Source organism: Achromobacter sp. 1012554356 (genome assembly GCF_059760815.1).
Genome location: NZ_JCBANC010000044.1, coordinates 15,539 through 29,200, shown reverse-complemented (window position 1 = coordinate 29,200; position 13,662 = coordinate 15,539). Strand labels below are relative to the sequence as shown.

10 protein-coding genes are annotated in these 13,662 nt (G+C 65.0%); all 10 read left to right on the top strand.

Annotation, left to right across the window (positions count from 1 at the left end; translation table 11 throughout):
- The first annotated feature begins 324 nt into the window (after window positions 1-324).
- The 10 genes from AC6LJW_RS20755 (at window position 325) to AC6LJW_RS20710 (ending at window position 13,654) form a co-directional block, all read left to right on the top strand.
- Window positions 325-1,080: an RNA polymerase sigma factor FliA gene (locus AC6LJW_RS20755; RefSeq protein WP_056570165.1), complete on the top strand. Its 756-nt coding sequence runs from the start codon at window positions 325-327 to the stop codon at window positions 1,078-1,080.
- A 180-nt stretch (window positions 1,081-1,260) separates the two neighbouring features.
- Complete coding sequence (locus tag AC6LJW_RS20750; protein WP_498088173.1) at window positions 1,261-2,862, top strand: methyltransferase regulatory domain-containing protein; 1,602 nt, start codon at window positions 1,261-1,263, stop codon at window positions 2,860-2,862.
- A gap of 226 nt (window positions 2,863-3,088) precedes the next feature.
- On the top strand, window positions 3,089-4,777 hold the full coding sequence (locus AC6LJW_RS20745) for a flagellin N-terminal helical domain-containing protein (protein WP_056570161.1): 1,689 nt from the start codon (window positions 3,089-3,091) through the stop codon (window positions 4,775-4,777).
- 257 nt (window positions 4,778-5,034) lie between these two features.
- Window positions 5,035-8,463 carry an O-linked N-acetylglucosamine transferase family protein gene (locus tag AC6LJW_RS20740; protein WP_498088172.1) on the top strand — a complete coding sequence of 1,143 codons (3,429 nt, stop codon included), beginning with the start codon at window positions 5,035-5,037 and terminating at the stop codon, window positions 8,461-8,463.
- The gene (gene rfbF, locus AC6LJW_RS20735) at window positions 8,460-9,230 is read left to right on the top strand and encodes a glucose-1-phosphate cytidylyltransferase (protein WP_056570157.1); all 771 of its coding nucleotides are present in this window, start codon (window positions 8,460-8,462) and stop codon (window positions 9,228-9,230) included. Before AC6LJW_RS20740 ends, rfbF begins: the two co-directional genes overlap by 4 nt.
- Window positions 9,215-10,285 (top strand): CDP-glucose 4,6-dehydratase, encoded by a 1,071-nt coding sequence (rfbG, locus tag AC6LJW_RS20730; RefSeq protein WP_498088171.1) that lies wholly within the window; start codon window positions 9,215-9,217, stop codon window positions 10,283-10,285. Before rfbF ends, rfbG begins: the two co-directional genes overlap by 16 nt.
- On the top strand, window positions 10,282-10,839 hold the full coding sequence (locus tag AC6LJW_RS20725; RefSeq protein ID WP_056570154.1) for a dTDP-4-dehydrorhamnose 3,5-epimerase family protein: 558 nt from the start codon (window positions 10,282-10,284) through the stop codon (window positions 10,837-10,839). The genes rfbG and AC6LJW_RS20725 overlap by 4 nt, the downstream gene beginning before the upstream one ends.
- Window positions 10,836-12,080, top strand: a complete 1,245-nt coding sequence (locus AC6LJW_RS20720; RefSeq protein ID WP_498088170.1) for a methyltransferase domain-containing protein — start codon at window positions 10,836-10,838, stop codon at window positions 12,078-12,080. The genes AC6LJW_RS20725 and AC6LJW_RS20720 overlap by 4 nt, the downstream gene beginning before the upstream one ends.
- The gene (locus AC6LJW_RS20715) at window positions 12,077-12,898 is read left to right on the top strand and encodes an NAD-dependent epimerase/dehydratase family protein (RefSeq protein ID WP_498088169.1); all 822 of its coding nucleotides are present in this window, start codon (window positions 12,077-12,079) and stop codon (window positions 12,896-12,898) included. Before AC6LJW_RS20720 ends, AC6LJW_RS20715 begins: the two co-directional genes overlap by 4 nt.
- Window positions 12,899-13,654, top strand: a complete 756-nt coding sequence (locus AC6LJW_RS20710) for a cephalosporin hydroxylase family protein (RefSeq protein ID WP_400520510.1) — start codon at window positions 12,899-12,901, stop codon at window positions 13,652-13,654.
- Window positions 13,655-13,662 lie beyond the last annotated feature (8 nt).

Genomic DNA, 13,662 nt, shown 5'->3' with positions numbered 1-13,662 from the left:
TGTATCATTTGTTCGCAAATTAAGTAAAATTTACCACAGGTCATGTCATTTTCTATGACTTATATGACAAATCTTTGTTGATGTTGCGCAACGTGCCTTTCTAGACACACCTTGACATACAAGTTCGTGACAAATTCTCGCCAATTTGCCAAATAAGCATTCAAAACGTTGCGTACTTCCTGAAATGAACGGCCGCCCATTGCCGACAATGCCAACTTAGCGATTCTTAAGATTCGCCCGCATTACCGTAGCCGCGCTTGTCGACAATGTCGCAAATTGGCAACACGACCGCGCTTCACGATGGACTCCGCCAGAATTCCCGCAATGCCCCACGCAGATGACAGCCTGGTCGAATATGCGCCGCTAGTTCGGAAGCTGGCCCTGCAATTGCTCGCCCGGCTACCCGCCAGCGTCGAACTCGACGACTTGATACAAGCCGGCATGATCGGCCTGCTCGACGCCGTCCGCCGTTACCAGGAAACCGCGGACGCGCAGTTCGAGACCTACGCCACGACACGTATCCGTGGCGCGATGCTTGACGAGCTTCGCGGCCAGGATTGGTTGCCGCGCAGCGTGCGCACGAAGGCGCGCAAGATCGACCAAGCGATCCAGTTTCTGGAACAGCGTTTGATGCGCGCGCCCACCGAGGCCGAGATCGCGGCGCAGCTCGAGCTGCCGATCGACGAATACCAGACGCTGCTGCACGACGCGCAAGGCGTGCAGATCGTCCACTATGAAGACTTCACCACCGAGCCGGATTCGGCGTCCGGCCAGGCCGACTGGTCCGCCACGCTGAATCACGGCGCGCCCAGCGGCAACCCGCTGGACTCGCTGCTGGCCGGCGACTTCCGGCAGGCTCTGGTTCACGCCATCGACGCCCTGCCCGACCGCGAAAAGCTGTTGCTGTCGCTGTGTTACGAGCAGGGGCTGAACCTGAAGGAAATCGGCGCGATCATGAATGTGACCGAGGCACGGGTGTGCCAGTTGCGGTCGCAGGCGACCGCGCGCATCCGGGCGCGGCTGAAGGATCAGGCCTGGCAGGAATTGCCCCAGGAGGGGCAGATCGCGCAGATCATCTGATTTTCCCCGCCTGCGGACGCCGGGCGGCTTTCAGCCAGCGCGGATTCAGGGGGAAAATCGGACCTTGTTCATGCCTTCCGGGGCGCGGTGGGGCTGCTAGCCTTTCGGTCTAGCCCACAACGCGTGCGCGGCGAACCGCAAGAGCCTCGCAGCGCACCACGACCATCCCGGAATTTCGCCATGAGCGCACCCGACCGCTTGACGCAGGCCATTTCTGACGCCTACGACGAAACCCCCTATCTTTCCCTGCCCTTTTCGTACACCGCGCCAGGCAGCCTGCGCGCCGTGGCGCATCTGTATGGGATTTCCACGCCTGAATTGAGCCGCGCCCGCGTGCTGGAACTCGGCTGCGCGGCAGGCGGCAACCTGCTGCCCTTCGCGATGGCCTATCCCGAGGCGCGCGCGGTCGGTGTCGACCTGTCGCCGCAACAGATCGAAGCGGGCCAGCGCGCGGCCGAGGCCGCCGGCGCACGCAACCTCGATCTGCACGCCATGAGCCTGACCGACATCACGCCCGAGTTCGGCACGTTCGACTACATCATTTGCCACGGCGTATTCAGCTGGGTGCCGCCGGAAGTGCGTGACGCGATCCTGCGCATCTGCAAGGAGAACCTCGCGCCCGAGGGCATCGCCTATATCAGCTACAACACCTACCCGGGCTGGAAGGCGTCGGACGTCATTCGCGACGCCATGATGCTCAACAGCTTCGGTGCGCAAACGCCGCAAGAGAAGCTGGCGCGCGCCAAGGACATGCTCGGCCTCATTGAAAACGGCCTGTGGGAAAACAATCCCCTGCAGTCGGCGCTGCAGCACACCGCGCAGAAGCTGCGCGGCCAAAGCGATCACTACCTGCTTCACGAATACCTGGAAGCCGTCAACACGCCCTGCTACTTCCTGGAGTTTGCGGCGGCGGCGCAACAGGCCGGCCTGGCTTATGTGACCGATGCCGAACCGCAACTGTCGTTCCCCTCAACATACGGTTCGCGTGTGGCACTGGGCCTGAACGGGCTGGCCGTCAACGCCGGCCGCGAGATGCGGGAACAGTATCTGGACTTCGCCATCGGCCGCTCGTTCCGCAAGAGCCTTCTGATTCACGCCGAACGCGCCGACACGATCCTGGAGCAGCCCGAAGGCAGCGCCTTCGAGGGCATGCACCTGGCTGCCGACCTGCGCGCCCAACCCGGCGCCGCGGCTGCCCCGCAACAACGGCAATACCAGTCCGCGCGCGGCGCCACGCTGACCTCGCATGACCCGGTCGCCCATACGCTGATGGACATGCTGGGCGAGTCGTGGCCGCAGTCGGTGACGTTCGGCGCCGTCCGCGAAGCCGCCAGCAAGCACGCGCCTGCCGCCACCCAGGACGAGATGACCGCCGCGTTGCTGGCCCATGTCATCGCGCTCGTGCAATCGAATGCGCTGTACTACCGCCTGGAGCCGTCGCCGTATCAGGCGCCGCAATCCAGGCCCGTGCTCATCACGGGCGCCCTGAATCTGCTGCCCGAAGCCATCCGGCCCAACACGCAGGTCAGCCTGCATAACTTCTGGCATCAGGGCGTGACGCCGCCGGCCGATCCGCTGAGCCGGCACATCATGAGCCTGATGGATGGATCGCGCGGCGCGACCGAACTGCGCAGCGCCGTGCGCGACGCGCTGACGACCGGCCGCCATCCGCATCCGAACGGCCAGTCTTATAAAGGCGCCCGCAATCTGGAGCCGGTCGCGCAGGAATTTCTTAATTCCCTGCTGACCGAATTGCGCCGCAGCGGCCTCATCTTGAATTAAGCGCACGGCGTCCTGCCGGTCCTCCAGGGGAAACCGGCAGGAAATCCCGCTGTCCATCGTGCAAATTTACGATTGCCGAAAAAAAAGCCTAAAGATTGATTTTTGACTGCCGTAATCCTGGCAACGGAGAAATTCGAAGACACAAGTCAAAGAATTCTTCCCGTTACAAAGATGGGCGGCCCCGCTGCCCGGTTTGAAGAAGCCTTTCTCTCTTGGGAGCCTAAACATGGCTGCAGTCATCAATACCAACTACTTGTCGCTCGTTGCTCAGAACAACCTGAACAAGTCGCAATCTTCCCTGGGCACCGCCATCGAGCGCCTGTCGTCGGGCCTGCGCATCAACAGCGCCAAGGACGACGCCGCCGGTATGGCCATTGCCAACCGCTTCACCGCGAACGTCAAGGGCCTGACCCAAGCCGCTCGTAACGCCAACGACGGCATCTCGCTGGCTCAAACGACGGAAGGCGCTGCCTCCGAAGTCAACACCCACCTGCAACGCGTTCGCGAACTGTCCGTGCAAGCCGCCAACGGCAGCTACTCGCAAGAACAGCTGAACTCGATGCAAGACGAAATCAACCAGCGTCTGTCGGACATCGATCGCATCTCGCAACAAACCGACTTCAACGGCGTGAAGGTTCTGTCGGATTCGGCCAAGCCCCTGACGCTGCAAGTCGGCGCCAACGACGGCGAAACGATCACCCTGAACCTGACCGAAATCAGCGTCAAGACGCTGGGTCTGGACGGCTTCAACGTCAACGGCTCGGGCGTGACCCAGAACCGTTCGGCTACCGTGTCCGACCTGCAAGCTGCTGGCGGCGTGGCCACCGGTAACGACTGGAAGGTTACGACGACGCACGCTGCTGCTACCGCCGACCAAACGTTCGCCAAGCTGGAAAACGGCAACACCGTCAGCGTTGGCGCAGGCGCCACCGGCGTGACGTACACGTACGACGCCGCCAACAAGAACTTCACGTTCACCGACAAGTCGGCTTCGGACGCTGCTGCTGTTACCGCCCTGGCCACCTCGCTGCGCCCGGCTACCGGCACCACCTCCGGCACCTACACGCACAGCAACGGCTCGGCTTCGACCTCGTTCGACGTCGACGCGACCGGCAAGGTCACCATCGGCGGCCAAGACGCGTTCCTGGACGCCGCTGGCAACCTGACCACCAACAGCTCCAGCGCCACGGCTGCTACGCTGAACACCGTCATGGCAGCTGCCTCGAACGGCAGCGGCGGCGCCGGCAACTCGTCGGTCTCGATCGGCGGCAAGACGTACTCGAACACCGGTACGGCCAACCAACTGTCGTTCACCAACACCATCGCTACCGATGCGCTGCTGGCTAACGTCAAGGCCAACGCCACCGCCGGCGGCGTGATCGTCAAGCTGGGTCAAGGCATCACCAGCGCCAACGTCACGTTCACGAGCGGCAAGTCGACCGACACCTACGTCGACGACAAGGGCACGTTCACCACGACCAAGACGTACGACACGACCTACACCGTTGACCCGAACACGGGCAAGGCCACGGTCAAGAGCGGCACGGGCACCGGCGACTACGAAGCCAAGATCGGTAAGGAAGCCAAGGTCAACAGCTCCGGCAAGCTGACCACGGAAGACACCAGCAAGGGCACGAAGACCACCGATCCGATGAAGACGCTGGACGCCGCCTTCACGAAGCTGGACAAGCTGACCGGCGAACTGGGTGCTGTGCAGAACCGTCTGGAATCGACGATCGCCAACCTGAACAACGTGGTCAACAACCTCTCCAACGCTCGTTCGCGTATTCAAGACGCCGACTACGCCACGGAAGTGTCGAACATGTCCAAGGCTCAGATCCTGCAACAAGCTGGTACCTCGGTTCTGGCGCAAGCCAACCAAGTGCCGCAAACCGTGCTGTCGCTGCTGCGTTAATTCTCGGCAAACGGTACGAACAGCCAGGAAAGCCACGGCTTTCCCGGCTGCAGACCGGGCAAGGCCCTTCGCGCCTTACCCGGTCACCCCAAAAACCCGCTTCTGGCGGGTTTTTTTTCGTCTGCCAGGCGCCGGGCGCTTTGGGGAAAGTGGCGCGGAATTCCGACGCTGATTCGCGGAATGAACGGGGGTGGCGATTCGTAGAATTGCCACATTCCTCGTACTCCGGGCTTCTCGCCTGTCCGTCACCCGCATCCATGTCGAATCCGGCTTACCACCACCGCCAGGCAATTGCCGAACCGGGACTTCTGGCGACCAGCCACTCCCCCCTGAACCTGCAGGCTACCGCCTATCTCTACGGCGTCGAGGCGCCGGCGCTGGGCAAGGCCCGTGTGCTGGGCGTGGGCTGCGGCACCGGCAAGGGGCTTTTTCCCTTCGCCCTGGCCTACCCCGAGGCGCAGGTCACGGGCATCCACGCGTCTGAAGCCGTCATCGCGCAAGGCCGCGACATGGCCGCCGCGCTGGGCCTGACGAATCTCACGCTGCTGGCGCAGGACTATGCCGAGCTGGATCCGGGCGCAGGTCCCTTCGACTACATCATCGTCACCGGCCTCTACAGCTATCTGCCGCCCGGCGAGGCTCAAGCCCTGCTGGAGCGCTGCGGCAGGCTGTTGTCGCCGAACGGCATCCTGTATGTGGATTACCACGTCTACCCCGGCGCGAAAGCCCAGGAAGTCGTGCGCGACGCCATCATGCTGCACGGCCACGCCGCGCAGACAGAAGACCAGTTCCGCGCCAGCGCGCTGGCCGCGCTGACCTTGTTCAACGATGGGATTGCGGCGTCCAACCCGATCGGCAATCACCTCGCGACGGCCGCGGCGCAGTTCCAGCGCGCCTTCGACGGCCAGACGCAGGACACGGTGGTCCCGGTCGCCAGCAATCCCTGCTACTTCGTCGAGTTTGCGGGCCGGGCGGCCGAGGCCGGACTGGGTTACGTGGGCGATGCCCAGCCCCTTTCCGAAATCGCCCTGAACATGGGGCAGAACGTCTCGCTGACCCACAGCCTGCTGACCATGGGCCAGCCTGCCAGCGTCAGGCAGCAATACCTGGATTTCGCGACCGGACGCGGATTCCGGCAAAGCCTTCTCACCACCCAGGCCGCCGCCGAACAGCTCCAGCCGCGGCCGGACCTGAGCCGGCTCAAGGACCTGCGCTGGGCGTGCGGCGCGCAGCGCCTGGCCGCCAACGGGCAGGAGGTGGGTGCGACCTATGTGAACCACCTGGGCCGCGGCCTGGTGACCACGGAAGCGCACATGGTCAAGCTGATGGACACGCTTGCCCACGCCTGGCCCGGGTCCCTGCCCTATACGACATTGGTCGCCGTGCTGATGCACGCGGAGGGGCTGGACGACGGCGCCGCGCGCAAGCTGCTCGACAAGTCGCTGACGACGCTGATGGAGCACGATCTGGCGCATTTCTGCGTCGAAGCGGGCCCTTACGATCGTGAAGACAACGCGCCGGTCCGCCCGGTTGCCTGCCTGAACGTCGCGCTGTCCGAACAGCTTGCGCAAGGCGTTCCGCTGCGGTTCAACCTGTGGCACGAACCCGTCAAGCTGATCCTGACGCCCGATTTTCAGACCATGGCGGACCGGCTTGCCCAAGGGCTGCCGCTGCTGCAGGTAAGCACCGCGCCTGAAACGACCGAAGCAGGTATCCCGCGGGACACATCGGGCCTCCTGGAATTGCTGGGCCTGCTCAAGCGTTATGGGCTGCTGCAGGGGTCGGCGTCGGCGTGGGCCGCGCTGCTCAACGAGGCGCTGACCGCCAGCCACGGCGACGCGCAGCTCTTTGGACTGTATGCCGGCGCCCTGGCACGCGTCAGCCTGAATCAGCGCGTTCTGGCGGCCGGCTCGATGGCCGGTGGCCTGCCGCCGGCCGCGGCGACGCTTGCCATGCGCATCCAGGACCTGCTGACCGAACGGCAATACGACAAGGCCGAAGGCCTGGCGCGCCAGCTCATCAAGACGGTCCCGGGCGCCTCCGCGGCCTGGGAGCCCCTGGCTGTCACGCTGTGCAACTCCGGCAGGTTCCGCCAGGCGCTCGCGCCGGCGCTCAAGATGCTGGAATTGGCGCCCGCGCGGGCCCAAAGCTATATCGTGCTGTCGTCCTGCCTGACGGCGCTCACCCGCACTTCCGAAGCCATCGGCGCGGCGCGCCGCGCTGTGGAGCTTGCGCCTCGCGACGCCTCCACGCATGGCGTGCTGGGCGATGCGCTGTGTTCGGAGCTGCGCTACAAGGAAGCACAGGCAAGCTGCCTGACCGCGTTGTCGCTGGATCCCTATCAGGAAAAGGCCAGAACCAACCTGGGCAAGATCCTGCTGGATCGCGGTGATGCGGAAGGCGCCGTGACCGCCGCCAAGGCCGCGGTGTCGATCGCGCCCAAGGCGCTCATCGCGCACAACAACCTGCTGTTTTCGCTGAACTACTCCCCGTCCGCGACCGCGGAAGAGGTGTTCGACGCCTACCGCCAGTTCAATCAGGTCCATTGCGAGGGCCTGCGGTCGACGTGGCGTCCCCATGCGAACCTCCGTGACGCCAAGCGCCGCATCCGCGTGGCTTACGTGTCTCCGGACTTCCGCCAGCATTCGGGCAACAACTTCATCGAGCCCTTGCTGTCGCATCACGACCGCGAGAACCTTGAACTGCATGCCTACGCGGAATTCGTCGCGGAAGACCCCGTCACCACCCGCTTCAAGCGCTATTTCGACGCCTGGACGCCTACCGCCGGCATGAGCGACGCGGCGCTTGCCGACCGCATCCGCGCCGACGGCATCGACATCCTGATCGACGTCGCCGGCCACACCGGCGGCAACCGGCTGGGCGTGTTCGCCCGCAAGCCCGCGCCCATTTCGTTGACCTGGCTGGGCTTCGGCTACACCACGGGCCTCACCGCCATCGACTACATCATGAGCGATGAAGTCATGGCGCCCACGGGCAGCGAAGCCTTGTTTTCTGAGAAGCCCTGGCGGCTGGCCGACAGCAACTTCGTCTACCGCGCCGGCGCGGGCATGGGCGACTGCAACGACCTGCCGGCGCAGAAGAACGGCTACATCACCTTCGGCAGCCTCACCCGCGCGATCCGCATGAACGACAAGGTCGTCGGCGTGTGGGCAGAGATCCTGCGCCGCGTGCCGCAGTCGCGCCTGATCGTCAACAGCCGCAGCTACAAGGACGGCCCGATGCGCGAGGAGCTGGCAAGCCGCTTCGGCGCGCACGGCATCGCGCGCGACCGCCTGCTGATCGGCTGGGACAGCCCCCCGTGGGACATCCTGCGCAGCATGGACATCGGTCTGGACTGCTTCCCCCACAACTCGGGCGTGACGCTGGTCGAGACCCTTTACATGGGCGTGCCGTACGTCACCCTTGCCAGCCGTCCCAGCGTCGGCCGCATCGGCAGTTCGATCCTGCACGGCATCCAACGCCCCGAGTGGGTCGCGCAGACGGAATTGGAGTACGTGGAGAAGGTCGTCGCGCTGGCGAGCGACCTGCCCGCCCTGGCCAAGATCCGCGGCGGCCTGCGCGAAGAAATGCGCGTCAGCCCCCTGATGAACGAACCCGCCTTCGCGCGCAAGTTCGAAGGCGCGCTGCGCGAAATGTTCAAGAACTGGTGCGAAACCCAAGCATGAAAGCAATCATTCTGGCCGGCGGCCTTGGCACCCGGATTTCCGAAGAAACCCACACGCGACCCAAGCCGATGATCGAGATCGGCGGGCGGCCCATCCTGTGGCACATCATGAAGACCTATTCCGCCCACGGCGTGAACGACTTCGTGATCTGCTGCGGGTACAAGGGCTACATGATCAAGGAGTATTTCGCCAACTACTTCCTGCACATGTCCGACGTCACGTTCGACATGGCCGACAACCGCATGGAAGTGCATCAGCGCAAGGCCGAGCCGTGGCGCGTGACATTGGTGGACACGGGCGAGAACACGATGACCGGCGGGCGCTTGAAGCGCGTGGCCGACTACGTGAAGGAAGAAGAGGCGTTCTGCTTTACGTATGGCGACGGCGTGGCCGATATCGACATCACCGCCCTGCTCGCCTTTCACCGCAAGCACGGCAAAGCGGCCACCGTGACCGCCGTGCAGCCGCCTGGCCGTTATGGCGCGCTGCGCCGCGAAGGCGATCTGGTCACCGGCTTTGCGGAAAAACCGCGCGGCGACGGCGGCCTGATCAACGGCGGCTTCTTCGTGCTGTCGCCCAGCGTGCTCAAGCTGATCGAGGACGACGACTGCACGTGGGAACTCGGCCCGCTGGAAGCACTGAGCCGCGACGGCCAGCTCCACGCCTACGAACACCTGGGCTTCTGGCAGCCCATGGACACGTTGCGCGAAAAGAACCTGCTGGAATCCCTCTGGAGCACGGGCAAGGCGCCATGGAAAGTCTGGTAACGCCGAATGCCGGTTTCTGGCGCGGCAAGCGCGTCCTCCTGACGGGTCACACCGGATTCAAGGGCGGCTGGCTGGCAATCTGGCTGCAGCGGCTGGGCGCGCAGGTGACGGGCGTTGCCCTGCCGCCGTGCACGGAACCCAGCCTGTATCAGGCCGCCCGCATCGGCGCGCTGATCGATAGCCACTATTGCGACATCCGCGACGCCGCCGCGCTGCGCGAACACGTGCTGGCCGCCCGTCCGGACGTCGTGCTGCACCTGGCCGCGCAGGCGCTGGTGCGGCCGAGCTATGCGCAGCCGGTCGAAACCTTTGCCGCCAATATCATGGGCACGGCGCATCTGCTGGATGCCCTGCGCGCCACGCCGTCGGCCCGGGTCGCGGTCATGGTCACTACCGACAAGGTCTACCGAAACAACGAATGGCCCTACCCGTACCGCGAGAACGACGCGCTGGGCGGGCACGATCCCTACAGCGCCAGCAAGGCCGCCAGCGAACTGGTCATTGCGTCCTATCGCGACGCCTTCCTGCGTGAGCAAGGCCTGGCTGTTGCCAGCGCGCGCGCCGGCAATGTGATCGGCGGCGGCGACTGGTCGGCGGACCGCCTGCTGCCTGACGCCGCGCGCGCCTGGCGGGATGGCGGAGATCTGCATGTACGGCGGCCGCAATCGGTACGCCCGTGGCAACACGTCCTGGAACCGCTTGCGGGTTACCTGACCCTGGCGGAAAAGCTGTGGGATGCGCCCGCGCTGGCGGACGCGTACAACTTCGGCCCGGATGCCGCCGAGGCAGCGCCGGTGCGCACCGTGGTGGATCTTGCCCTGTCCGCCTACGGCAAGGGCCGCGTGGTCTATGCCGAACAGATCGAAGGACCGCACGAGGCCGGGCTGCTCACCCTGGATACGTCCAAGGCGCGCGCCGTGCTGAACGTGGCGCCCCGATGGGCGCTGCCGCAGGCGGTGACGCACAGCATGGATTGGTACCGCCGATTCGACGCCGGCGCCGATGCGCAGGCGCTCTGCCATGCCGACATCGACCGCTACGAGGCGCGGACATGAGCCTGGTCATTCTCGATACGCCGATCTCCGGCCTGAAGGTCGTGCAGCGCCATCCGCGCGGCGACACGCGCGGCTTTCTGGCGCGGCTGTTCGATGCGGCCGATCTGGCGGCATGCGGCTGGAGCGGCCCGGTCGCGCAGGTCAACCATACCTATACCGCGCAAGCCGGCACGGTCCGCGGCATGCACTACCAGTTGCCGCCCTTTGCGGAAATGAAGCTCGTGAGCTGCATCCGGGGCGTGGTCTGGGACGTTGCCATCGATCTGCGGCAAGGTTCGCCCACGTTCCTGCAGTGGCATGCGGAACGCCTGTCAGCGGACAACGGCCGCGCGCTGCTGATTCCCGAAGGCTTCGCCCACGGTTTTCAGACGCTGAGCGACGACGTGGAAATGCTGTATTGCCACTCCGCCCCCTATGCCCCGCAAGCCGAGGCCGGTCTGCATTACCAGGAGGCCCGCGTCGGCATCTCCTGGCCCGCCCCCCCTACCCTGGTGTCCGAGCGCGATCAGCAACATCCGCGCCTGGACGCTGCTTATTCTGGAGTCGCACTGTGAAGTGCCGCCATTGCCAGGCCGAACTGCGCCTGCCCTTCCTCGACCTGGGCCATGCCCCGCCGTCCAACGCCTACCTGACCGAAGCGGCGCTGCGCGGCCCGGAGACCTGGTTCCCGCTGCGCATCCTCGTGTGCGAGTCCTGCTGGCTGGTCCAGACCGAAGACCACGCGGGCCGCGAGGCGCTGTTCACCGACGACTACGCCTACTTCAGCTCGTTCTCGTCATCGTGGCTGGCGCATTCGCGCCGCTACGTGGATGCGATGATCGGCCGCTTCGGCCTGGGCAAGGACAGCATGGTCGCGGAGATCGCGGCCAACGACGGCTATCTGCTGCAGTACGTCAAGGAAGCGGGCATTGCCTGCTACGGCGTGGAGCCCACCGCCAGCACGGCGCAAGCCGCCCGCGACCGCGGCATCGACATCGTGCAGCGCTTCTTCGGCGTCGAACTGGGCGACGAACTGACCGAGGGCGGACGCGCCGCGGACCTGATTGCCGCCAACAACGTGCTGGCGCATGTTCCGGACATCAACGATTTCGTTTCGGGCTTCGCCGCCCTGCTCAAGCCGCAAGGCGTGGCGACATTCGAGTTTCCGCACCTGCTGCGCATGGTGCAGGAAGGCCAGTTCGACACTGTCTATCACGAGCACTATTCCTATCTGTCGCTCACGGCGGTATCGCGCATCTTCACCGCCAACGGCCTGTCGGTGTTCGATGTCGAGCACCTGGGCACGCACGGCGGCAGCCTGCGCGTCTTCGCGCAGCGCCTGGATACCGGCAAGCATGAAACCGGCGCCGAGGTGGCGCGCACGCTGGATGAAGAACAGCGCGCCGGCGTCGCCGGGCCGGACTTCTACGCACGCTTCCAGCAACAGGCCGAACGGGTCAAGAATGACCTGCTGGCGTTCCTGGTGGAGCTGCGCCGCGGCGGCAAGCGCATTGCCGCTTACGGCGCAGCCGCCAAGGGCAACACGCTGCTGAATTTTGCCGGCGTGCGTCCGGATCTGCTGCCGTACGTGGTGGACCTGAACCCGGCCAAGCAGGACAAGTACCTGCCGGGCAGCCACATTCCCATCGTGGCCGAAGCGCGGCTGCGCGAGGACCGGCCCGAGTACATCCTGATCCTGCCCTGGAATCTGAAGACCGAGGTGTCGGAGCAGCTTGCCTACGCGCGCCATGAATGGGGCGCCAAGCTGGTCACGGCGATCCCGTCGCTTTCCATCGACAGCGGTCCCCACGCATGAACAGCAGGCCGGTCACCGTTCTGGGCGCCTCGGGCTTCATCGGCCGCCATCTGGCCGCGCGTCTGCGCGCCGACGGCGTCGCCTGTGACGCGCCGCCGCGCCAGGATGCGGACCTGCTGCGCCGCCCGCTGGGTCACGTGATCTACGCGATCGGTCTGACATCGGACTTTCGCAGCCGTCCGCTGGACACCGTCGAGGCCCACGTCTGCCTGTTGCGCAGCCTGCTCGCCCACGGCGATTTCGACAGCCTGACCTACCTGTCCAGCACGCGCGTGTATTCAGGCGTGGCCGACACGCGTGAAAGCGCGGCGCTGCGCGTCAATCCGAACGACGCGAGCGACCTGTACAACCTGTCCAAGCTCATGGGCGAATCGCTCTGCCTGCATGGCGGACGGCCGGCCAAGGTGGCGCGCCTGTCCAACATCGTCGGCCTGCGCGACGCGCCGGACAGCTTCATTGATCAGTTGCTGGAGGAAGGCGCGCGCGACGGCCGCATCACGCTGCGCACGGCGCTCTCCTCCCGCAAGGACTACCTGCACATCGACGACGCGGTCTCGCAGATTCTTGCCATCGCCCTGTCCGATGCCGCCGGCATCTTCAATGTCGCGCACGGCGCGGGCGTTGAGAACCGCGAGGTCGCAGCGTGGCTGCAGGATGTCATGGGCTACCCCGTTTCGGTCGCACCCGGCGCCCCGGCGTGGGCGTTCGACGACATCGACGTGACGCGCACGCAAGCGCTGTGCCGCCAGCCCCCGCGTCCGTTTTCCGAATTTTTCCCGAATTTTCTAGCGCAGTACCGTCTGCACAAAGGAATCTGAATGTCCTACCTTGAAACCACGCCCGACGCGCATCCGGAGTACCGCCAGGAGAAGGAAGCCCGCATTGCCGGGTTTGCCAAAGACCAGGAATTCCGCGAGCTCTCCATTGCCTGGCGCCAGATGGCGCTGGAGCGCAAGTACATGAACAACTTCTCGTGGGCGGGCCGCCCGCTCATCCAGCTGCCCATGGACGCCATGGCCATGCAGGAACTGATCTGGGCCGTGAAGCCGGACCTGATCATCGAGACGGGCATTGCCCACGGCGGCTCGCTGATGCTGTCGGCCTCCATGCTGCAACTGTTGGGCGCGGGCGAAGTGGTCGGCGTGGACATCGAAATCCGCGAGCACAACCGCAAGGCCATCGAGACCCACCCGCTGGCCAAGCGCATCCACCTCATCGAAGGCTCCAGCATCGACCCCGCGACGATCGCGCAGGTGCGCGCGCACGCCGAGGGCAAGAAGAACATCATGGTGTGCCTGGATTCCAATCACACGCACGACCATGTGCTGGCCGAACTGAACGCCTACGCGGATCTCGTCAGCGTGGGAAGCTATTGCGTCGTCTTCGACACCTTCGTGGAAGACATGCCGGCCGACTACGAATGGCCGGGCCGCCATTGGGGCAAGGGCAACAACCCCAAGACGGCCGTGTGGGAATGGATCAAGCAGCATCCCGAGTTCGAGATCGACCGCTCGGTCGAAGACCGCCTGCTCGTCACGTCGGCGCCCGACGGCTTCCTGCGCCGCAAGGCCTGATCGCGGCA

Excerpts from the sequence above, each read along its gene's own strand:
- AC6LJW_RS20755 (WP_056570165.1), top strand. The coding sequence starts at position 325 with ATGCCCCACGCAGATGACAGCCTGGTCGAATATGCGCCGCTAGTTCGG.
- AC6LJW_RS20750 (WP_498088173.1), top strand. The coding sequence starts at position 1,261 with ATGAGCGCACCCGACCGCTTGACGCAGGCCATTTCTGACGCCTACGAC.
- AC6LJW_RS20745 (WP_056570161.1), top strand. The coding sequence starts at position 3,089 with ATGGCTGCAGTCATCAATACCAACTACTTGTCGCTCGTTGCTCAGAAC.
- AC6LJW_RS20740 (WP_498088172.1), top strand. The coding sequence starts at position 5,035 with ATGTCGAATCCGGCTTACCACCACCGCCAGGCAATTGCCGAACCGGGA.
- rfbF (WP_056570157.1), top strand. The coding sequence starts at position 8,460 with ATGAAAGCAATCATTCTGGCCGGCGGCCTTGGCACCCGGATTTCCGAA.
- rfbG (WP_498088171.1), top strand. The coding sequence starts at position 9,215 with ATGGAAAGTCTGGTAACGCCGAATGCCGGTTTCTGGCGCGGCAAGCGC.
- AC6LJW_RS20725 (WP_056570154.1), top strand. The coding sequence starts at position 10,282 with ATGAGCCTGGTCATTCTCGATACGCCGATCTCCGGCCTGAAGGTCGTG.
- AC6LJW_RS20715 (WP_498088169.1), top strand. The coding sequence starts at position 12,077 with ATGAACAGCAGGCCGGTCACCGTTCTGGGCGCCTCGGGCTTCATCGGC.
- AC6LJW_RS20710 (WP_400520510.1), top strand. The coding sequence starts at position 12,899 with ATGTCCTACCTTGAAACCACGCCCGACGCGCATCCGGAGTACCGCCAG.